The sequence below is a fragment of the Klebsiella sp. Shm-1 genome, assembly GCF_040804525.1.
Lineage (GTDB): Bacteria > Pseudomonadota > Gammaproteobacteria > Enterobacterales > Enterobacteriaceae > Klebsiella > Klebsiella pneumoniae.
Window position 1 is genome coordinate 2,456,703 of the sequence record NZ_CP161823.1, and the last position, 18,598, is coordinate 2,475,300.

The following is an 18,598-nucleotide window of genomic DNA, read 5'->3' on the forward strand; positions in this document are numbered from 1 at the left end:
TTACCTTATGACAGACCTTACGGTGATTTACGGCACCGGGTGGATTCCGGACGCTGTGAGCCCCTCATTGCTACGAAGCCTGATTCTGCTGTACCTCACGCCATATGATAGCCTGCGCAACAATCACATCCTGCCCATTAATGCGTCCAGGGGAGTACTCCCGGGCCCTGGACGTCCCCTGTGTAGGCTGAAGATAAATTAGCATTGCTGTTAATCGTGGGTTCTGCAGATGGGTAGAAATTGATAACTTAGGATGCAAGTTCGTCCCGCTCTTTCTGCAGTTTTCATCGAGGGGATATTCTGCGGAATAATTGTGCCCATATACAAAGATAGTTCCGAATCGGAATGAGTTAATAATCGGTACAGCAGGCGTTGCGCTCGGGCCGACAATGATCGACCACGAAAAGCAGGAAGTATTACTTTGTCAGTAATACGATATCCTCTCAGAAAAGCGAGGTTTCCTTTCTGGCATATTAGCAACCCGGCGCGAACATCGTTTTCATAGATAATATATACTTCTCTCTCTGAAATATGGTCACACAACTCTTCGTTATCAACTGCTACCAAATTGCTTGCAGACAGTTCGCGAACTGTCTGCCATGTATGCTTATAGGCATCACCCAGGGCCTGACAACACCAGTCAAAATCTTCGTATGTCGCCACTTGCAAAGTAAGAGATTTATCATTGAACTCAGGGGGTTCAGAAAAAGACGCGGCATATATATACTGGTCGGGAATACCCTGCAGGAAGGACTGGCCGGGTACAAGAATGCGGACATACTGAGCTCTGAGTTGTGACCATTCCTTACTAATGAGTTCTAATGCAGTATGATTTAGGTCAGAATCCATACCTACAATATCAATAAAAGGTTTGTTAATATTTCCGCCCTGATAACGGGGGCCAGTAAGAAATTGCTTTCCATCAATTTTGAGTTTTCGTTGTAAAAAATATTCCTGACATAATCCAGTTTCTCTCCAGGGAAATCGCGCCGAGAAACTTCTGTCTGTACACCTCGATTCCTGCTCTGACAACCATTGTTTTAACCATGAACGTAGAGTAACTTCAGGCACAGGTAGCCTGGCATATTGAGATAGCATGTAAGATAGCATAAAAAATATTTTGCCCTTGGATGTAAAAATGTTTTTTTAAACAAATCAGAATAGTTCTACTCTCATTTTATTACCAATTATAGCTGGCACGTCAGCTCCTTGCTCAATGCGGACCTTTAGCTCGACAGCTTGTCCGCTCCGCGCCAGAAGCGAACAGTGTTATGAGTGGCCAGTGATAAAACGTCAGCCCGTTGACCTTGCCTTAAAGCACCTCAACCACTTCAAATTCTTCTGCGATCAACTCCATATCTTCAGAAAAATGACCTTCAGAGCTGAAAAATCTCTGATGCTCTTTCTTCCAGTATTCAAGGCTTAAATCGCCTTCACCTTCTTTGCGGGCGAACGCTTCAGTGACATCACAAAAACGAACCAGCTGCATCGAAATCAGTCTGATCACGCAAACTGGAACATTCTGACCATCAAGAATAATGTTATAACTCCCGATTCTCGGGGCGGATTCTTCCTGCTGGTAAGAGGCAAAAGATCCGCAAGAGGCCGTTTTGATCCCTTTTTTGATCAGGTCAGCAAGCTCGTTAGCCAGTTCCGGACTGTCACCCATTTGCCAGGCATCTGCGCCGGGATATTTCTTTTTTATTTCCTCAACCTCAACCATGAAAATTCCTTCGTTATCGTCAATGAAAAGAAAAGCTATCCCTTTTTTAACATGAGCGGTCCCAACATAATAGGCGATATCATTCTTTAGATAGTGTGGTCCGTTCTTCGCTCAAAACTGACCTTGATCGATAACTTCGGCTGGCTGGACAATGCGTCGATTCCATTCTCGATGAGCCGAATCGGCGCCATTGTCTCCCTGGGTATCGCGCTGTACTTGATTTACTCCAGCAGCAGGGCAAAAGCCGCAACGGTGGAAATCCCCCGTCGGCCAGTACCGCAGGGGAGCTGACGATTATTCCCAGCGTTTCAGCAGCAGGCTGGCGTTAACGCCGCCAAAGCCAAAACCGTTCGACAGCGCGTAACGCATCTTCTGTGGGCGGGCCTGCAGCGCCACCAGATTGAGACCTGCCGCCTCTTCATCGGGGTGATGCAGGTTCAGCGTCGGCGGCACCACCTGGTCACGCAGCGCCTGAATGGTGAAGATGGCCTCGATCCCGCCGGCCGCGCCTAACAGATGGCCGGTGGCGGATTTCGTCGAGGTAATGGCGACCGGATGGACGCCAAACAGCGTTTTAATCGCCGCCAGTTCACCTTTATCACCGACCTGCGTCGAGGTGGCGTGGGCGTTGATATGATCAATCTCTTCGACGGTCACCCCGGCCTGGCGAATAGCGATCTCCATGGCCCGACGTGCGCCGTTCCCGTCTTCCGGGCCTGCGGTCAGGTGATAAGCATCTGCGCTGGTGCCGTAGCCCACCAGCTCGGCCAGCGGCGTGGCGCCGCGCGCCAGCGCGTGCTCCAGAGATTCGATCACAATAAGCCCGGCGCCTTCTCCCATCACAAAACCATCGCGGTCACGGTCAAAGGGGCGGGAAGCGCTTTCCGGCTGGCGCTGTAGGCGCTGGACAGCGCCCTTGCCGCGGCAAACCCGGCCAGGCTAACGCGATGAATTGCCGCTTCCGCGCCGCCGCAGAGGGCAATATCCGCCTCGCCGCTGCGGATCATCCGCGCTGCATCGCCGATGGCCTGGGCACCCGCTGCGCAGGCGGTGCCCGGCGCGCCGATGGGGCCCCGGAAGCCGTGGGCGATAGACACATGCCCGGCGGCCAGGTTGGCCAGAAAAGAGGGGATAGTGAACGGCGAGAGACGACGCGGCCCGCGTTCATCGGTGGTATGTACCGCATTGGCGATCTCGCTAAAGCCACCGATCCCGGTGGCGATCACCGTGGCGGTACGTTCCTGTTCGGCCGCTGATGCCGGCGTCCAACCGGCCTGGGTCAGCGCTTCGCGCGCGGCGACCAGCGCAAACTCAATAAAGCGATCCATTTTTTTGCGCTCTTTCGCCGGGATGGTCGCCAGCGGGTCGAAGCCGTGCAGCGGATCGCTGTCAATGGACGGCACCTGGCCGGCCACTTTGCAGGGAATATCCGCGACCAGCTGCTCGCTGAGTCGGGTGATCCCTGATTTACCTGCCAGCAGCGACTGCCAGACGTGCTGTACGCCGCAGCCCAGCGGGCTGACAATCCCCATCCCGGTGACGACAATGCGTTTAACGGAAACGCCCATAGTTAACTCTCCTGTAGTATCAGTGTGCCGGCGGCTTTTTCATCAAGGGAACCAGCAGCGCGGCAAGTAAAAAACCCATCATGATGAGGTAGAAAGCATCGGAAAATGCCTGGGTTCGCGCCTCCCGTAGCGCCAGCGCGGAAAGATTTTTCAGCGCCGCCGTCTGCGCGGCATCCGGCGAGATCCCCTGGACGGTGAAGTTTGCCGCGCTGCGCTGAACAAAATCGCTCATTGCCAGGTTAGCGTTATTCAGATGGTCCGCCAGGCGGCTATAGTGCAGATTGGTTCTGTCGTTAAGCACCGTCCCGCACAGGGCGATGCCGATGGCGCCCCCGAGGTTGCGCATCAGATTAAACAGCCCGGAGGCCAGCTTCAGGCGCGCGGGCGGCAGGCTGCCCAGCGTCAGGGTCACCGTTGGCGCGACGGCAAACTGCTGCGCCAGTCCGCGAAAGGCCTGCGGGAGCAGCAACTGGTCCGCCCCCCAGTCGTGAGTGATCGGAACAAAGCTGTACATTGACACCGCAAAGCCGATCAGCCCGGCCATCAGCAGCCAGCGCAGATCGACGCGGTTGGCGAGCCACGAATAAAACGGAATAGACATGACCTGGAACAGACCGGTGGAAAATACCGCCAGGCCGATCTCCAGCGCACTGAAACCGCGCACGCTCCCCAGATACAGCGGGGTTAAATAGATGGTGGCGAAGATGCCGACGCCGGCCATAAACGAGAAATAGCAGCCGAGGCTGAAGGTTCGATCCTGCAGGGCGCGGAGATCCATCACCGGCTGCGGATGGCGCAGGGTGCGGATAACAAAGGCCACGCCGCAGAGCAGGGCGACCCAGGCGGTGGTCGTCAGGGTCGCGTCATCAAACCAGCCCCAGCGCGGACCTTCTTCGAGGGTATATTCCAGGCAGCCGAGGGACAAGGCCAGCAGCAGAATACTGAGATAGTCGGCGCCGCGCAGCAGAGTGGGGTCGGCGCTGTCTACTTTTACCAGTAGCGGCACTGCCACCGCGATGTAAATCCCCGGAACAACGTTGATAAAGAACAGCCAGTGCCAGTTGTAGTTTTCGGTGATCCAGCCGCCCACCGTTGGACCCAGCGTAGGGGCGAGGGAGGCCAGGCCGCCGATCGTCGCCGCGGCAATAACCCGCTGTTTGCCCTGAAAAAAGGCGAAAGCGGTGGTGAACACCAGGGGGATCATCGACCCGCCCGCCAGTCCCTGCAGGGCGCGGAAGGCGATCATACTCTGGATGTTCCACGCCCAGCCGCACAGCAGGCTCATCAGCGTGAAGCCCGCCGCGGAAGCGGCAAACAGCCAGCGGGTCGACATGACCCGGGCCAGCCAGCCGGAAAGCGGGATAATAATGATCTCGGCGATCAGGTAGCTGGTTTGTACCCAGACGGTTTCATCGTCGCCCGCCGACAGGCCGCCGCCAATATCCCGCAGCGAGGCGGAGACGATCTGGATGTCGATAAGGGCAATAAACATCCCCACGCACATGCTGGCGAAGGCGAAGATCTTCTTCGCCGTCGGCATCGACAGACCCTGCGGGGCGGACAGCGCCTGAACGGTACTCATCGAGGGCTCTTTTCGTTCACGGTGACGATCACCGACAGTCCCGGGCGCAGGACGTCAAGCTTTGCCCCGTCACCTTCCAGCGCAATGCGGACCGGCACCCGCTGCACGATTTTAGTGAAATTCCCGGTCGCGTTCTCCGCCGGCAGAATGCTGAAGCGTGAGCCGGTCGCCGGCGCCAGGCTGGCGACATGCCCCTTAAAGGTATGGTTCGGCAGCACATCGGCGACGATGGTCACCGGCTGGCCGGCACGCATATGCGCCAGCTGGTTTTCCTTGAAGTTAGCGTCAATCCACAGGCCGTGCGCGGGTACCAGGGAGAGCAGCTGCGTACCGCTGCTGACGAAGGAGCCGTACCACGCGCGGCGGTTGCCAATCACCCCATCGAACGGTGCGCGAATGTCGGTATAGCTGAGGTTCAGCCTGGCCATCTCGAGGTTAGCCTGGGCCTGCGCCAGGGCAGCCAGGATTTGCTGCTGGCGAGCATCCAGCACCGCCAGCTGACGTTCGGCCACGGTTTTATCCGCTTTGGCCTTCTCCTGCTCGGCGTGCGCCCGGCGATAATCGGCGGAGGCGTTATCGCGGATCTGTGCGGAAATCGCGCTCGACGCGGCCAGGGCGTTATAGCGTCGGTTGTCGTTAGCCAGTTTTTCGGTTGCCGCCGTGGCGGCCAGTAACGAGGCCGCAGAGCCGGCAATGGTCGCCTGCTGAAGCTGGCGGGTAGCCTGGATATCGGCCAGCGCGGCCTGCTGCGCCGCCACTTCTCCGGCGGCTTTCGCGAGGGCGGCGCGATAATCGCGGTCGTCAATGCGGATCAACAGGTCACCTTTTTTCACCGCCATATTGTCCTGCACCGCTAGCTGCTGGATATAGCCGGAGACTTTGCTGGAGATGGCGCTAATGTCGCCGCCGACATAGGCATCATCGGTGGTCTGCATAAAGCGCCCGGTATGCCACCAGTAAGCGCCGTAGCTCGCTGCCGCCAGGGCGGCAGCGCCCAGGGCCGCCAGGACAAGAATATTTTTCTTACTGGCCGGATTCATTGCTGGCATCTCTGTAAGGTTCCGGTTGGAATTTTTGTCCGCTATCGCCTTCGCGTTTGCGCAGCAGATATTCATGACGATATTTCATCAGCGGCGAGGCGGCGGGGCCCGGCACCATGGCGTATTTACCCGGGATAATCTCTTCCCCAGTCGCTTTATCCACCATGACTGGCTCCACGTGGCGCTGGGTTGCCATTTCCACCAGCTGCATCTGACGCCCATCGGGGGCGAAGTGGCGGTTACCCCATTCCGCCAGCGCCAGCAGCACCATGCGGAAATCGCGGCCGCGCGGCGTGAGGTGGTATTCGTAGCGCGGCGGGGTGCTGCTGTAGCACACCTTCTCCAGCAGCCCGTCGTCGACCAGCGCCTTCAGGCGGCGCGACAGAATATTGGGCGCGACGTTGCTGCTTTTCTGGAACTCGTCAAAGCGGGTAAAGCCCGCGAAGGCGTCACGCAGGATCATGATGCTCCAGCTGTCGCCGATGCGGCCAAGGCTGCGGGCGATGGGGCAGGGAGCGTGGCAAAGCGGTTCATTTTTCATTGGCTGTCCAGTAACCAGGTGGCTTTTGCCAGCAAATTGACATAGTAACTATCAAAATGCAAGTTACTCTTCATGGTACCCAGAGAAGAAGCTGTTGCCGTTTCGCTACGCCGTTTCACCTTTGAATGCCGAAAACTGGACAGTCGCCGCCGCCTTATATCTGCTTGACCGTAATAAGAGATAAATATCGCTGATGGCAGATGAAACATTTTAATAATGATAAAAATCGATGTGCTGGGTAATGACCTTTATTGGGGGATACGATATAAGGTATGGCGACACTCAAATTAACATTCTCATAACTTATAAAGGTTAAATAAATGAAGCAGGTGGGTATTGTTGGTTGGCGAGGGATGGTGGGTTCAGTATTGTTGCAACGCATGATCGAAGAAAATGATTTCGACGATATTACAGCGCATTTTTTTAGTACCTCCAGTGCGGGTGCCCCGGGCCCGGTTATTAATGGTAAAAGCGACAGGCTGAAAGATGCGAATTCCCTTAGCGCACTCGCCGAAATGGATATCATCATCACCTGTCAGGGCGGGGATTATACCAAAGCCATCTATCCGGCGTTAATTAACCATGGCTGGCAAGGTTACTGGATTGATGCGGCTTCGGCGCTGCGGATGGATGAAAAAGCCTGCATTATTCTCGACCCGGTCAACCGCGAAAATATCGATAGTGCGGTAAAAGCGGGAATTAAACTGTTTGTCGGCGGCAACTGCTCCATTACGCTGAGCCTGATGGGGTTGGCCGGGCTGATAAAAGCGGATCTTATCGAATGGATGAGCGTGATGACCTATCAGTCTGCCTCCGGGGCGGGCGCCAAACAGGTGCGGGAATTAATCGCGCAAAGCGCGTATATCAGTCAGCATTTATCTGCGGATGAACTGACATCATCAGGTTCCGTGCTGCCATTGGTAAATAAAGTGAGTGAGTTGATTAACAGCGCGGGCATGCCGGTGGAGAATTTTGGCGTCCCCCTCATGGGCAGCATCATTCCGTGGATCGACAGCGATCTGGGCGATGGAAACAGCCGCGAAGAATGGAAGGGCGAGGCGGAAACTAATAAAATTCTTGGCCTTGCGCCGGGTACCATCCCGGTCAATGGTTTATGCATTCGGGTCGGGGTGATCCGCTGTCACAGCGCGGCGATTACGCTGAAACTTAAACGTGAGGTCAGCGAAGCAGAATTTGCTGAGTTAGTCACCCATTCCCATCCGTGGGTAAACTATGTCCGCAATAATAAGCAAGAGAGTGTCAGTAAATTGACCCCGGCTGCTATTAGTGGTTCGCTGCAGGTAGGTATTGGCCGCTACAAGAAAATGTCGCTAAATAATGACCCAGTCTACTCGGTGTTAACGGTTGGCGATCAGCTATTGTGGGGCGCTGCGGAGCCCCTGCGCCGCATGTTAAATATCCTGCTGGGCAAAATATAGTTACGGTCATCCGGGGAAAGCCCTCGCGCGCAGGCGGTTAAGACAAATGTTTAACGAAGCGTTTGCGAACCTCCTTGTAGCCGTTATTTTCATAAAATTGATGCGCTCTGATTCTTTTTTCACTACTTGAAAGTTCGATCTGAGCGCATTGTTTATCGCGGGCGAGGCGCTCTGCGGCCTGGAGAAGCTGCTGGCCTATCCCTGATCCACGTGACGATTCCTCGATGACCAGCGCGGAAATTAATGCCCATAAACGGTTCTCATGTACCGGTAAAATAAAATTGATAACGATTACGCCACACACGGCGTTTTCTGTTTCCGCCACCAGCGCACTCATCATGCTCTGCGGGGCAGTGATGCGTTGCGCTAAGATCGCCGTCTCCGTCTGATAACCCAGCTGCAGAAATAGCGTTTGCAGCGAGGGGATATCTTCTGCTTCAGCCGCTCTGATGAACACCATGATCTTCGACTCCAAATAGCATGTTACCGGACCGGAAGCGGGCCGGCGGATACCTTAGTCTCCGGTCCGCTCCCGTATACTCCACTCAGTCCATCAGACTGACCTGGGCGGCGACAATCCGCCAGCCGTAGGGGAAGCGTACCCAGGTCTGCTGCTGGCGGCCCAGGCGGGCGCTGCCCTCGCGGGTGAACTCGGTGCTGCACACCGCCATATCCGCACCAAAGGTGGTAATGGTGGTATGGCGCAGATCGCGGGCCAGACCGGCGGCGGGGCGGGCGGCGCGAAAGGCGCGGATCGCCTCGATGCCATACAGATTTTCGCCGGCTCCCAGCCGTACGGTGCGCGGGTCGTGCCAGAACAGCGCATCCAGCGCCTCGATGTTATTGCTGACCAGCGCCTCTTCATACTGATAAAACGCCGCCGTCACCTCGGCGAGGATCGCCGGGCGGTCTACATTATCCAGATTGATCATGCTGCACTCTCCGCCACTCGGGCATCGGTAATGCCCATCGCTTCCAGCGCCCGCGCGGCGCGAAGACAGGCTTGTTCGTTAAACGGCGCGGCAATCAGCTGCAGGCCAATCGGCTTGCCGCTGGCGGTACGCAGGGGCACGGTCACCACCGGCAGGCCGAGGAAGGAGATCGGCTGCGTCAGCATTCCCATGCTGGCGCGCACCGGCAGCGGCTGGCCGTTAATCACCATCTCCTCCGCGCCTATTGGCGTGGCGCTGCATGGGGTGGCCGGGGCGATCAGCACGTCGGCCTGGCTGAACAGGGATTTCATTGCCTGGCGAGCATGACGGCGAAAACGCTGAGCCTGCAGATACCACGCGGAGGGGATCATCGCGCCGGCCAGCAGCCGCTCGCGGGAGTGAGGTTCAAAGCGCTCGGGCGAGTGGCGAAGATCCGTCAGGTACTGATTGCCGCCTTCGCTGGCGCTGATGATAAAGGCCGCCGAGCGGGCCAGGGCGGCATCCGCGAACTGTAGCTCGCTGTCGGCGCCCAGCGCGTGGGCGACCAGATCCACGGCCGCCCGGGCGTCGTCATCGCACCAGGTGGTGAAATAGCCCCCCAGCCGCGCGCAGCGCAGCCCCTCCAGTCCGCGATCCAGCAGGTTGCCGGTGCGCTCGCTGGCTTTATCAGCCTGAAAGTCATCGGCCGGGTCGCGCCCCTGCAGGGCGTCATACACCGCGGCGAGGTCGGCCACCCGGCGGGCAAAAGGACCAATATGATCCAGACTGGCGACAAACGGATGGCTGCCGGAGCGCGACAGGCGCCCGAAAGTGGGTTTCAGGCCAAAGATCCCGCACAGCGACGCGGGGACACGGATCGAGCCGTTGGTGTCGCTGCCGAGGCTGAAATGAACCAGTCCGGCCGCCACCGCCGCGGCCGAACCGCCGGAAGATCCGCCGGCGATCCGCGACAGATCGTGCGGGTTGCGCGTCGCGCCATAGTGGCTGTTTTCGGTGGTGAAGCCGTAGGCGTAGGCGTCCATATTGAGCATCCCGCTGAGCAGGGCGCCGGCGCTGTGCAGCTGGCGCACCGCCCAGCTGTCGCTGGTCGCTGGCGGCCGGTCGCTCAGCAGTTCGGCGCCGGCGAGGGTGGTATGCCCGGCGACATCAAACAGATTTTTCACTGCGTAAGGGATCCCTGCCAGCGGCGGCAGGGGGCGCTTTTCCCGGCGCAGGGCGTCGATGCTGTCGGCCTCCGCCAGCATGCGCTGGGCGGTGACCTCGGTCCAGGCGTTGATCTGCGGATTCACGCGGGCGATATCGTCCAGCGTCTGGCGGGCGATCTCCCGGGCGCTCAGTTCGCCCTCGTGCAGCGCACGCTGGAGATCGGCAATGGTGAAGTGTTGAAGAGTCATGCTTTATACACCCCCGCAATCTCCTCGCGCGGCCCGAGGGGATAGTCCATCAGCGGCTGCGCCATGGCGGCGATGCGGGCAAACTGGCGCTCCAGCTCCTTACGGCGCGGCGCATCCAGCTCCATATCCAACAGGTGAGTCATCTGCGTCAGATACTCGCTCCAGTCTGGCTGTGTGGTCATGGTCTGCTCCTTAGTACCCGGCGGCGGCGCCGTTGCTGCGTGGATCGGTCGCCCCTTCAAGCAGACCGTTGGGATGGCGGACAATGGCCCCGGCGTGGCCCATCGCTTCGCTGAAATCGGCCAGCACTTCTACGTCGTGCCCCAGCTCGCGCAGGCGCGCGATACAGGCGGGGGCAAAGCGTCCCTCCAGCTTCAGTGAGTCGGAGGACTGGCCCCAGGTGCGGCCCAGCAGCCAGCGCGGACGGGAGATGCTCTCCTGCAACGGCACCCCCTGCAGGATATAGCGGGTAAACAGCGCCGCCTGCGTTTGCGGCTGACCGTCGCCGCCCATCGAGCCATAGACCATCACCCGGCCATCGTTCAGGCGCGCGGCGGCAGGGTTGAGGGTGTGGAATGGCTGTTTGCCAGGGGCCAGCGCCAGGAGATGCTGCGGATCGAGGCTGAAGGCCGCCCCGCGGTTTTGCCAGACGATCCCGGTGTCCGGGAGTACCACGCCGCTGCCGAACTCGTGATAGATACTCTGAATAAACGACACTGCCAGTCCGCTGTTATCCACGACGCCCATCCAGACGGTATCGCCCGGGCCTTTGCCGCCGCCCCAGGGGGAAGCGCTGGCGTCGTCGATGCTGTTGGCCAGCGGCTGCAGGGCTTCCGGGGTGAGCAACTGCTGTACATCCACATCCAGATGGCGCGGATCGGTGATATGCGCATCGCGCAGGGCAAATGCCCGCTTGGTGGCTTCGACGATACGGTGCACCGTTTGCGCGTCGTCGGCATCGGCCATCTTCAGACGGTCGGTGATGCCAAGGATCGCCAGCGATACCAGCCCCTGCGTGGGTGGGGCAAGATTCCACAGCGTGCCCTGCTGGTGCTGGAGCGTCAGCGGCGCCGGACGCCGGGCGCGGTGGGCCTGCAGGTCGCCGAGGGTGACAGGCATCCCCAGCGCGGCCATACCCTGCGCCAGACGCTCGGCCAGCGGCCCGCGATAAAAGCTGTCGAGACCGTCGCTGGCCAGCATGCGCAGGGTACCGGCGAGGGCGGGCTGGCGGAAGCGGCTGCCGGGCCGCGGGGCCTCGCCCGCGACCAGCCAGATTTCGCTGAAGCCCGGCTGATGGCGCAGCTCTTCCAGTTTGCTGGCGGTGGCGTGGGCCTGCGAGGCAGTGACCGGAATGCCGTCTTCGGCATAGCCGATCGCATCGGCCAGCAGGCGGGCCACCGGCAGCGCGCGGCCGGTTAAGTCCCGAGAAATACGCAGCGCCTCGTCCCAGCCGCTGACGGTGCCGGCGACGGTCAGCGCGGCCTGCGGTCCCCGGTGGGGAATATGCCGCTGTCCGGCGTAGGCCTCGAGGGTCGCCAGCGATCCGGCGGCCCCGCTGGCGTCAATGGCGATTGGATCTCCCTCAGGCGGCACGATCAGCCAGAAGCCATCGCCGCCGAGGCCATTCATATGGGGATAGACGACGGCGATGGCCGCCGCGGCAGCCACCATCGCTTCAATGGCGCTGCCGCCCTCGCGCAGGATCGCCAGCGCGCTCTGACTGGCGAGGTGGTGGGGGGCCACCGCCATGCCGTGGGTCGAAACGTTGCTACTGTGCATAAATTATCCTTTCTGAACGAATCACCCGCAGAACACTGCAAAAGCTGTTCCATCTCTGAACGTTTCGTTTCATTGATAAAAACGATGACCAGAATTTTCCCACTGGCACGCTATGTGTAAGGCATAGCAGATACAGTATGATGAGGAATGGATGATGAAACGAAAGTTACAGGGGCGCTATGCAACAACTCGATGAACGACTGAAAGGGCAATACGCCTCGCTGTCGCCGCAGGAGCAGCGGGTGGCGGATTTCATCTTTGACCACTTTGACGACCTGATAAGCTACAACAGCGCCGAGCTGGCGCAGCTGAGCGGCGTGTCGAAAGCCACCGTCAGCCGGCTGTTTAAGCGCCTCGGTTACGACAAATATAAGGATATGCGCGATGAACTGCGCACTCTGCGTCAGAGCGGGATGCCGCTCACCGACCAGCGCGACGCGGTGCAGGGTAACACGCTGCTGGCGCGCCATTATAAGCAGGAGATGGCAAACCTCACCCAGTGGGTCAACGCCCTCGACGCCCGCCAGTTCGCTGAGGCGCTGACGGCGATGGTGGCCGCCCGCCGCATTGTGGTGATTGGCATGCGCAACGCCTATCCGGCGGCGCTGCATCTGCGCCAGCAGCTGCTGCAGGCCCGCGGCCAGGTGCTGGTGCTGCCCCAGCCGGGTCAGAGTCTCAGCGAAGAGCTGGTCGATCTGACCGCCGATGATCTGGTGGTAATGATGGCGTTTCGCCGCCGGCCGCGAATAGTACGCCCGCTGCTGCAGCAGCTGCAGCGCGACGGGGTGCCGGTCCTGTTAATGTGCGAGCCGCAGGCCCACAGCCTGTTTCCGCTCTCCCGCTGGCAGCTCTGCGCGCCGCTGGACAGCGTCTCCGCCTACGATAGCTATGCCTCGGTCAACAGCCTGATTAATCTGCTGGCCAATGCCTTTCTCCATGAAACGCTCGACAGCGGTCGTCCGCGCATCCACGATATCGCCACGCTTTACCAGCAGCTGGACGAGCTGGAACAACGCTGATGGGGCGCCAGCGTGGTGCTGTGCATTATTATGGTGCAATAAAAACCACGTCATGGCGCCGCCGCTCTCTGAACACTTTTCCGTTAACGCTTGTCCTTTCTCACTTTTTGTTTTAATTCCTCGCCAACCCTCGCCTCGTCTGTATCTGGCACATTAGTTGCAAAAACAGATTCAAAGAATCTTTTGTTTCATGCTAACGTAACGGGTAAACATCATGAAGAAACTGTTGATCGCGCTGGCCGGGGCCGCTTGTCTCCTATCGTCTGTTTCTGCCGCGCAGGCTGACCAGCTCCAGGATATTGAAAAACGCGGCGTCATCCGCATTGCCGTACCCCTGGACTTTCCACCGTTCGGCTCGGTGGGCACCGACCTGCAGCCGCAGGGGTATGACATCGATATGGCGCGCTATCTGGCGAAATCGATGAAGCTCAAGCTGCAGCTGGTCCCGGTGACCAGCGCCAACCGCGTGCCGTATCTGCAGACCGATAAGGTGGACCTGGTGATCTCCAGCCTCGGCAAGAACGCCGAGCGCGAGAAGGTGATCGACTTCAGCCGCGCCTACGCCCCGTTCTTCCTCGGCGTGTTTGGCCCGAAAGGGGCGGAACTGAAGGACGCGGCCGCGCTGAGCGGCAAAAGCATCGGGGTGACCCGCGGGGCGGTGGAAGATATGGTACTGACCAGCGTGGCGCCGCAGGCGGCGCAGATTAAGCGCTACGAGGATAATAACACTACGCTGTCGGCTTACCTGTCCGGTCAGGTGCAGTATGTCGCCACCGGCAATCTGGTGGTGGCGGCCATCTCCCGGCAGAACGCCGACAAAGCGCCGGTGCCGAGCTTTATGCTGAAGGACTCGCCGTGCTTTATCGGTCTGAAAAAGAACGAACCGGCGCTGAAGGCGAAAGTGGATACCCTCATTGAGCAGGGCATTAAGGACGGCACCCTCAACGGTCTGTCTGAGAAGTGGCTGAAAGCGCCACTGCCTGCCAGCCTCGGCGCGTAAGGTCTGGGGATGACGGAGCAACTTCATTTCTCTGAGCTCTGGCCGCACTGGCCGGAGCTGCTGGCCGGCCTGTGGGTGACGGTGCAGTTGACGGTGCTGGCGACGATCGGCGGACTGGCGATCGGCATCCTCGGGGCGGCGATCCGCAGCGGTCGCCCGGGAATGCTCAGCCGGGTATGGGGCGGATATGTGGAAATCATCCGTAATACGCCGTTTGTGGTGCAGCTCTTTTTTATCGTCTTTGGTTTACCGAACCTCGGACTGAAGATGACCGCCGGTGAAGCGGCGCTGCTGGCGATGGTGGTCAACCTCGGCGCCTATAGCACCGAGATCGTCCGCGCCGGCATCCAGGTGACGCCGAAGGGCCAGTGGGAAGCCGGTCGCGTGCTCGGGCTCAGCCGGACGCAAACCTTCGTTCGCGTCGTATTGCCCCCGGCGCTGCAGCGGATTTATCCGGCGCTGGTCAGCCAGTGCATCATCGTGATGCTCGGCTCGTCAGTGGTGTCCCAGGTCTCCTATGAGGAGCTGACCTTCGCCGCCAACCTGATCCAGTCGCGGACATTTTTGAGCTTTGAGGTCTATCTGGTAGCCACCGGGATCTACTTAGCGTTATCGATAGCGATGCGCCAGCTGCTGATGGCGGCGGGGCGTAAATGGCTGGGGGTACAGGCCTGATGACCACTTTTACTGACTGGGACATTATCCGCAACCTGCTACTGGCCGGTCGCTGGACGGTGCTGCTGTCGCTGGTCGCGTTCACCGGCGGGGCGCTGGTGACCTTACCGTTACTGCTGCTGCGTCTCACCGGCGGACGCCAGGTGAAACGGCTGATCCGCGGGTATATTGAGCTGTTCCAGGGCACGCCGCTGCTGATGCAGCTGTTTCTGGCATTCTTTGGCGTGGCGCTGTTCGGGGTTGACGTCTCGGCGTGGACCGCCGCCTCGGTCGCCCTGACGCTCTACACCAGCGCCTTTCTGCTGGATATCTGGTTCGGCAGCATTCGCGCGCTGCCGAAAGGCCAGTGGGAAGCCTCGCGCTGTCTCGGGCTGAGCTTCGGCCAGACCCTGTACCGGGTGGTGGCGCCGCAAGCGCTGCGCATTGCTATCGCGCCGACCGTCGGGTTCGCCGTACAGGTGATCAAAGGCACGGCGCTGGCATCGATTATCGGCTTTGTGGAGCTGACCAAGGCAGGGACGATGCTGACCAACGTCACTTATCAGCCATTTAAAGTGTTTGCCCTTGTGGCGCTGGGCTATTTCATTCTGTGCTATCCGCTGTCCCGCTACAGCCGCTATCTGGAGAACAAATTCAATGCCTCTCATCACCATTAATCAGATGCAGAAGTACTACGGCGACAACCATGTGCTGAAGGGCGTCGATCTGGATATCGACATGGGGGAAGTGATCTCGATCATCGGCCGCAGCGGCTCGGGTAAAAGCACCCTGCTACGCTGTATCAATGGTCTGGAGGGCTACCAGGAGGGAAGCATCAAGCTCGGGGGCATGACCATCACCAACCGCGATTCCCAGGCCCGGGAGATCAGCCGCTCCATCGGCATGGTGTTCCAGAACTTTAATCTCTTTCCGCACATGACGGCGCTGGAGAACGTCATGCTGGCCCCGCGGCGGGTGCTGAAGAAGTCCCAGGCAGAATGCCGGGAGCTGGCGCAGCGGATGCTGGAGAAGGTCGGGCTCGGCGACCGTCTGGATTACTACCCGGCCAACCTCTCCGGCGGCCAACAGCAGCGCGTGGCCATTGCCCGGGCGCTGGCCATGTCGCCGAAAGTTTTGCTCTGTGACGAAATCACCTCGGCGCTTGACCCGGAACTGGTGGGTGAAGTGCTGAAGGTGCTGGAGCAACTGGCGGCGGAAGGTATGACGCTGATCCTCGTCACCCATGAAATGAATTTTGCCCGCGAAGTGGGCGACCGCGTGGTGTTTATGCATCAGGGACGCGTCTGGGAGCAGGGCGACAGCAAAACGCTGTTCGCCAGCCCGCAGACCAGCGAACTGAAACAGTTTATCTCCTCGGTGCGCGGTCTTAACTAACGTAAGGAATGGCAGATGGATATCACTCAGTTTTCGCAAATTAACCCGCCGCAGCGCCTGCTGATGGGGCCGGGGCCGATCAATGCCGACCCGCGCGTGCTGCGCGCCATGTCGAGCCAGCTGGTTGGCCAGTACGATCCGGCGATGACCCACTACATGAATGAAGTCATGGCGCTCTACCGCGGCGTGTTTCGCACCGAAAATCGCTGGACGATGCTGGTCGACGGCACCTCGCGCGCCGGGATCGAAGCGATTCTGCTGTCGGCGATCCGTCCCGGTGACAAGGTGCTGGTGCCGGTGTTCGGCCGGTTTGGTCATCTGCTGTGCGAGATCGCGCGTCGCTGCCGGGCAGAAGTGCACACCATCGAGGTGCCGTGGGGCGAGGTCTTTACGCCGGATCAGGTTGAGGATGCGATCAAGCGCGTGCGGCCGCGCCTGCTGCTCACCGTGCAGGGCGATACCTCCACCACCATGCTGCAGCCGCTGGCGGAGCTGGGGGAGATTTGCCGTCGTCACGATGTGCTGTTCTATACCGACGCCACCGCGTCGCTCGGCGGTAACCCGCTGGAAACCGACGCCTGGCAGCTGGACGCCGTGTCCGCCGGGATGCAGAAGTGCCTGGGCGGTCCTTCCGGCACCTCGCCCATCACCCTCAGCCCGCGGATGGAAGAGGTCATCCGCCGCCGCCGCTGCATTGAGCAGGGGATCCGCACCGATGCCCATCACGATGGCGTCGACGAGATGATCTACTCCAACTATTTCGATCTCGGCATGGTGATGGATTACTGGGGGCCGGAGCGCCTTAACCACCATACCGAAGCGACCTCGGCGCTGTTCGCCGCCCGGGAGTGCGCGCGCCTGATCCTCCAGGAGGGACTCGACAACGGCATCGCCCGCCACAAACTGCACGGCGATGCGCTGCTGAAGGGCATCCAGGCGATGGGGCTCGAGATCTTTGGCGACCTGCGGCACAAAATGAATAACGTGCTGGGGGTGGTGATCCCCAACGGGGTCAACGGCGATCAGGTACGCAAACTGATGCTGGAAGATTTCGGCATTGAAATTGGCACCTCGTTTGGTCCGCTGCACGGTAAAGTCTGGCGCATTGGCACCATGGGCTATAACGCGCGTAAAGACTGCGTGATGCAGACGCTCAGCGCGCTGGAAGCGGTCCTGAACTACCTCAGGTTCACCACCACTCAGGGCGCGGCGATGCAGGCGGCCTGGGATCACTACCGCACCGAGGCCACCCTATGAGTGACACCGTCCGCCAGCAGGCGGAGAGAGAGGCGGCGGCCAGCCGGGTGATGGCCCGCGCCGATCGGCTGGCCGCCTTCAGCGAAACCGCCGACGCCCTGACCCGGGTCTATCTGTCGCCCGAGCATCTGCAGGCCAACCAGCTGGTGGGGCAGTGGATGCAGGCTGCCGGCATGATGGTGTGGCAGGACAGCGTCGGCAACATCTGCGGACGTTATGAAGGACAACAGGAGGGGGCGCCGGCGTTGCTGCTGGGCTCTCATCTTGACACCGTGCGCAACGCCGGACGCTACGACGGCATGCTCGGCGTGCTGGCGGCGATTGAGGTGGTCCAGCGTCTGCACCAGCAGGGGCGACGGCTGGCGAAGGCAATCGAGATCGTCGGCTTTGGCGATGAAGAGGGCACCCGCTTTGGCATCACCCTGCTCGGCAGTCGCGGCGTCACCGGCACCTGGCCTGAAAGCTGGCTGTCACAGTGCGATACCGACGGGGTGAGCGTCGCCCAGGCGCTGGTGAATGCCGGACTCGATCCGGCGCGGATCGCCCACGCGGCCCGTCACCCGCGGGATATCGCCGCCTATCTGGAACTGCATATCGAGCAGGGGCCGTGCCTGGAGCAGGCGGGGATGGCGCTCGGCGTGGTGGAGGCGATTAACGGCGCCAGACGGCTGAACTGCCGTTTTACCGGCGAAGCTGGCCATGCCGGCACGGTGCCGATGCAACATCGCAAGGACGCCCTCGCCGCGGCGGCGGAATGGATGGTGCAGGTGGAAAACCTGACCCGGCAGCGCGGCGGTAACCTGGTGGCGACGGTCGGCACCCTGCGCTGTGCGCCGGGCGCGGTGAACGTGATACCGGGCGAGGTGCAGCTGACGCTGGATATTCGCGGCCCGCAGGATGCGCCGCTGACGGCGCTGCTGGATGAGCTACTGGCGCAGGCGCAGGCCATTGCCGGGCGCCGCCAACTGAGTTTCGCCGCCGAGGAGTATTATCGCATCGCCGCCACCGCCTGCGACCGTCACCTGCAGGCGGTGCTGAGCGAGGCGGTGACGGCGGTGCAGGGCCGTTCGCTGACGCTGCCGAGCGGCGCAGGGCATGACGCCATCGCTATCGCCGAGCGCTGGCCATCGGCCATGCTGTTTGTGCGTTGCCTGGGGGGCGTCAGCCATCACCCGGCGGAGTCGGTGACCGCCGCCGACGTCGGGCTGGCTATCGACGCGTTCTCCCGGGCGGTAGAGAAGGTGGCCGACGCCTGATCGCGCCGGTCACCGTGCT

At 60.2% G+C, this 18,598-nt stretch carries 19 protein-coding genes and 2 pseudogenes; 9 read left to right on the forward strand and 12 right to left on the reverse strand.

The annotated features are described in order from the left end of the window. Window positions 1-210: 210 nt before the first annotated feature. Window positions 211-1,110, reverse strand: coding sequence for a hypothetical protein (locus AB1E37_RS12025; protein WP_072001692.1), 900 nt, complete (start codon window positions 1,108-1,110; stop codon window positions 211-213). 202 nt (window positions 1,111-1,312) lie between these two features. Next, a complete protein-coding gene (locus AB1E37_RS12030) occupies window positions 1,313-1,669 on the reverse strand; it encodes an ASCH domain-containing protein (protein WP_014343081.1) in 357 nt (118 codons plus the stop codon). Window positions 1,670-1,822: 153 nt separating this feature from the next. Between AB1E37_RS12030 and AB1E37_RS12035 the strand changes: the two are divergent. Beyond that, a pseudogene (locus AB1E37_RS12035) lies at window positions 1,823-2,014 on the forward strand (hypothetical protein); the annotation flags it as partial. 3 nt (window positions 2,015-2,017) lie between these two features. Here the strand turns inward: AB1E37_RS12035 and fabF are convergent. The 5 genes and pseudogenes from fabF to AB1E37_RS12060 form a co-directional block, all read right to left on the reverse strand. Beyond that, window positions 2,018-3,291 (reverse strand): annotated as a pseudogene (fabF, locus tag AB1E37_RS12040) (beta-ketoacyl-ACP synthase II). Between the two features lie 19 nt (window positions 3,292-3,310). After that, a complete protein-coding gene (locus AB1E37_RS12045; protein WP_015958439.1) occupies window positions 3,311-4,873 on the reverse strand; it encodes a DHA2 family efflux MFS transporter permease subunit in 1,563 nt (520 codons plus the stop codon). After that, window positions 4,870-5,913 (reverse strand): HlyD family secretion protein, encoded by a 1,044-nt coding sequence (locus tag AB1E37_RS12050; RefSeq protein WP_032447579.1) that lies wholly within the window; start codon window positions 5,911-5,913, stop codon window positions 4,870-4,872. The genes AB1E37_RS12045 and AB1E37_RS12050 overlap by 4 nt, the downstream gene beginning before the upstream one ends. Beyond that, complete coding sequence (locus tag AB1E37_RS12055) at window positions 5,897-6,454, reverse strand: helix-turn-helix domain-containing protein (protein ID WP_032447578.1); 558 nt, start codon at window positions 6,452-6,454, stop codon at window positions 5,897-5,899. The genes AB1E37_RS12050 and AB1E37_RS12055 overlap by 17 nt, the downstream gene beginning before the upstream one ends. Further along, entirely contained in the window at window positions 6,451-6,573 is a 123-nt protein-coding gene (locus AB1E37_RS12060) for a hypothetical protein (RefSeq protein ID WP_032447577.1), read from the reverse strand. The genes AB1E37_RS12055 and AB1E37_RS12060 overlap by 4 nt, the downstream gene beginning before the upstream one ends. 201 nt (window positions 6,574-6,774) lie before the next feature. On the opposite strand from AB1E37_RS12060, the gene asd reads away from it, so the two are divergent. Beyond that, window positions 6,775-7,893: an aspartate-semialdehyde dehydrogenase gene (gene asd / locus AB1E37_RS12065; protein ID WP_014907567.1), complete on the forward strand. Its 1,119-nt coding sequence runs from the start codon at window positions 6,775-6,777 to the stop codon at window positions 7,891-7,893. Window positions 7,894-7,930: 37 nt separating this feature from the next. Here asd and AB1E37_RS12070 read toward each other — a convergent pair whose 3' ends face one another. From AB1E37_RS12070 to hpxW, 5 genes are all read right to left on the reverse strand, one after another. Next, window positions 7,931-8,353 carry a GNAT family N-acetyltransferase gene (locus AB1E37_RS12070; RefSeq protein WP_004212128.1) on the reverse strand — a complete coding sequence of 141 codons (423 nt, stop codon included), beginning with the start codon at window positions 8,351-8,353 and terminating at the stop codon, window positions 7,931-7,933. Window positions 8,354-8,438: 85 nt separating this feature from the next. Beyond that, window positions 8,439-8,825 carry an oxalurate catabolism protein HpxZ gene (gene hpxZ / locus AB1E37_RS12075; RefSeq protein WP_002905421.1) on the reverse strand — a complete coding sequence of 129 codons (387 nt, stop codon included), beginning with the start codon at window positions 8,823-8,825 and terminating at the stop codon, window positions 8,439-8,441. Next, window positions 8,822-10,219, reverse strand: a complete 1,398-nt coding sequence (locus tag AB1E37_RS12080; RefSeq protein ID WP_032447576.1) for an AtzE family amidohydrolase — start codon at window positions 10,217-10,219, stop codon at window positions 8,822-8,824. The genes hpxZ and AB1E37_RS12080 overlap by 4 nt, the downstream gene beginning before the upstream one ends. Continuing rightward, a complete protein-coding gene (gene hpxX / locus AB1E37_RS12085; RefSeq protein ID WP_004176113.1) occupies window positions 10,216-10,401 on the reverse strand; it encodes an oxalurate catabolism protein HpxX in 186 nt (61 codons plus the stop codon). Before hpxX ends, AB1E37_RS12080 begins: the two co-directional genes overlap by 4 nt. A gap of 10 nt (window positions 10,402-10,411) precedes the next feature. After that, window positions 10,412-11,998, reverse strand: a complete 1,587-nt coding sequence (gene hpxW, locus AB1E37_RS12090; protein ID WP_032447574.1) for an oxamate amidohydrolase — start codon at window positions 11,996-11,998, stop codon at window positions 10,412-10,414. A 179-nt stretch (window positions 11,999-12,177) separates the two neighbouring features. On the opposite strand from hpxW, the gene hpxU reads away from it, so the two are divergent. The 7 genes from hpxU to hpxK all read left to right on the forward strand — a co-directional run bounded on the left by hpxU (window position 12,178) and on the right by hpxK (window position 18,579). After that, window positions 12,178-13,017, forward strand: a complete 840-nt coding sequence (gene hpxU / locus AB1E37_RS12095) for a MurR/RpiR family transcriptional regulator HpxU (protein ID WP_004176115.1) — start codon at window positions 12,178-12,180, stop codon at window positions 13,015-13,017. Window positions 13,018-13,231: 214 nt separating this feature from the next. Continuing rightward, window positions 13,232-14,017 carry a transporter substrate-binding domain-containing protein gene (locus AB1E37_RS12100; protein WP_032447573.1) on the forward strand — a complete coding sequence of 262 codons (786 nt, stop codon included), beginning with the start codon at window positions 13,232-13,234 and terminating at the stop codon, window positions 14,015-14,017. A gap of 9 nt (window positions 14,018-14,026) precedes the next feature. Further along, window positions 14,027-14,692 (forward strand): amino acid ABC transporter permease, encoded by a 666-nt coding sequence (locus tag AB1E37_RS12105; RefSeq protein ID WP_023313206.1) that lies wholly within the window; start codon window positions 14,027-14,029, stop codon window positions 14,690-14,692. After that, complete coding sequence (locus AB1E37_RS12110; protein ID WP_004176118.1) at window positions 14,692-15,348, forward strand: amino acid ABC transporter permease; 657 nt, start codon at window positions 14,692-14,694, stop codon at window positions 15,346-15,348. Before AB1E37_RS12105 ends, AB1E37_RS12110 begins: the two co-directional genes overlap by 1 nt. Next, entirely contained in the window at window positions 15,329-16,066 is a 738-nt protein-coding gene (locus AB1E37_RS12115; protein ID WP_004143660.1) for an amino acid ABC transporter ATP-binding protein, read from the forward strand. The genes AB1E37_RS12110 and AB1E37_RS12115 overlap by 20 nt, the downstream gene beginning before the upstream one ends. 15 nt (window positions 16,067-16,081) lie before the next feature. Next, window positions 16,082-17,323, forward strand: coding sequence for an alanine--glyoxylate aminotransferase family protein (locus AB1E37_RS12120; RefSeq protein ID WP_032447572.1), 1,242 nt, complete (start codon window positions 16,082-16,084; stop codon window positions 17,321-17,323). Next, window positions 17,320-18,579 carry an allantoate amidohydrolase gene (hpxK, locus tag AB1E37_RS12125; protein WP_032447571.1) on the forward strand — a complete coding sequence of 420 codons (1,260 nt, stop codon included), beginning with the start codon at window positions 17,320-17,322 and terminating at the stop codon, window positions 18,577-18,579. Before AB1E37_RS12120 ends, hpxK begins: the two co-directional genes overlap by 4 nt. Window positions 18,580-18,598 lie beyond the last annotated feature (19 nt).

Bases quoted from the DNA above. Each gene is read 5' to 3' on its own strand.
- AB1E37_RS12025 (WP_072001692.1), bottom strand. From the start codon at position 1,110: ATGCTATCTTACATGCTATCTCAATATGCCAGGCTACCTGTGCCTGAA.
- AB1E37_RS12030 (WP_014343081.1), bottom strand. From the start codon at position 1,669: ATGGGTGACAGTCCGGAACTGGCTAACGAGCTTGCTGACCTGATCAAA.
- AB1E37_RS12045 (WP_015958439.1), bottom strand. From the start codon at position 4,873: ATGAGTACCGTTCAGGCGCTGTCCGCCCCGCAGGGTCTGTCGATGCCG.
- AB1E37_RS12050 (WP_032447579.1), bottom strand. From the start codon at position 5,913: ATGAATCCGGCCAGTAAGAAAAATATTCTTGTCCTGGCGGCCCTGGGC.
- AB1E37_RS12055 (WP_032447578.1), bottom strand. From the start codon at position 6,454: ATGAAAAATGAACCGCTTTGCCACGCTCCCTGCCCCATCGCCCGCAGC.
- asd (WP_014907567.1), top strand. From the start codon at position 6,775: ATGAAGCAGGTGGGTATTGTTGGTTGGCGAGGGATGGTGGGTTCAGTA.
- AB1E37_RS12070 (WP_004212128.1), bottom strand. From the start codon at position 8,353: ATGGTGTTCATCAGAGCGGCTGAAGCAGAAGATATCCCCTCGCTGCAA.
- hpxZ (WP_002905421.1), bottom strand. From the start codon at position 8,825: ATGATCAATCTGGATAATGTAGACCGCCCGGCGATCCTCGCCGAGGTG.
- AB1E37_RS12080 (WP_032447576.1), bottom strand. From the start codon at position 10,219: ATGACTCTTCAACACTTCACCATTGCCGATCTCCAGCGTGCGCTGCAC.
- hpxX (WP_004176113.1), bottom strand. From the start codon at position 10,401: ATGACCACACAGCCAGACTGGAGCGAGTATCTGACGCAGATGACTCAC.
- hpxW (WP_032447574.1), bottom strand. From the start codon at position 11,998: ATGCACAGTAGCAACGTTTCGACCCACGGCATGGCGGTGGCCCCCCAC.
- hpxU (WP_004176115.1), top strand. From the start codon at position 12,178: ATGCAACAACTCGATGAACGACTGAAAGGGCAATACGCCTCGCTGTCG.
- AB1E37_RS12100 (WP_032447573.1), top strand. From the start codon at position 13,232: ATGAAGAAACTGTTGATCGCGCTGGCCGGGGCCGCTTGTCTCCTATCG.
- AB1E37_RS12105 (WP_023313206.1), top strand. From the start codon at position 14,027: ATGACGGAGCAACTTCATTTCTCTGAGCTCTGGCCGCACTGGCCGGAG.
- AB1E37_RS12110 (WP_004176118.1), top strand. From the start codon at position 14,692: ATGACCACTTTTACTGACTGGGACATTATCCGCAACCTGCTACTGGCC.
- AB1E37_RS12115 (WP_004143660.1), top strand. From the start codon at position 15,329: ATGCCTCTCATCACCATTAATCAGATGCAGAAGTACTACGGCGACAAC.
- AB1E37_RS12120 (WP_032447572.1), top strand. From the start codon at position 16,082: ATGGATATCACTCAGTTTTCGCAAATTAACCCGCCGCAGCGCCTGCTG.
- hpxK (WP_032447571.1), top strand. From the start codon at position 17,320: ATGAGTGACACCGTCCGCCAGCAGGCGGAGAGAGAGGCGGCGGCCAGC.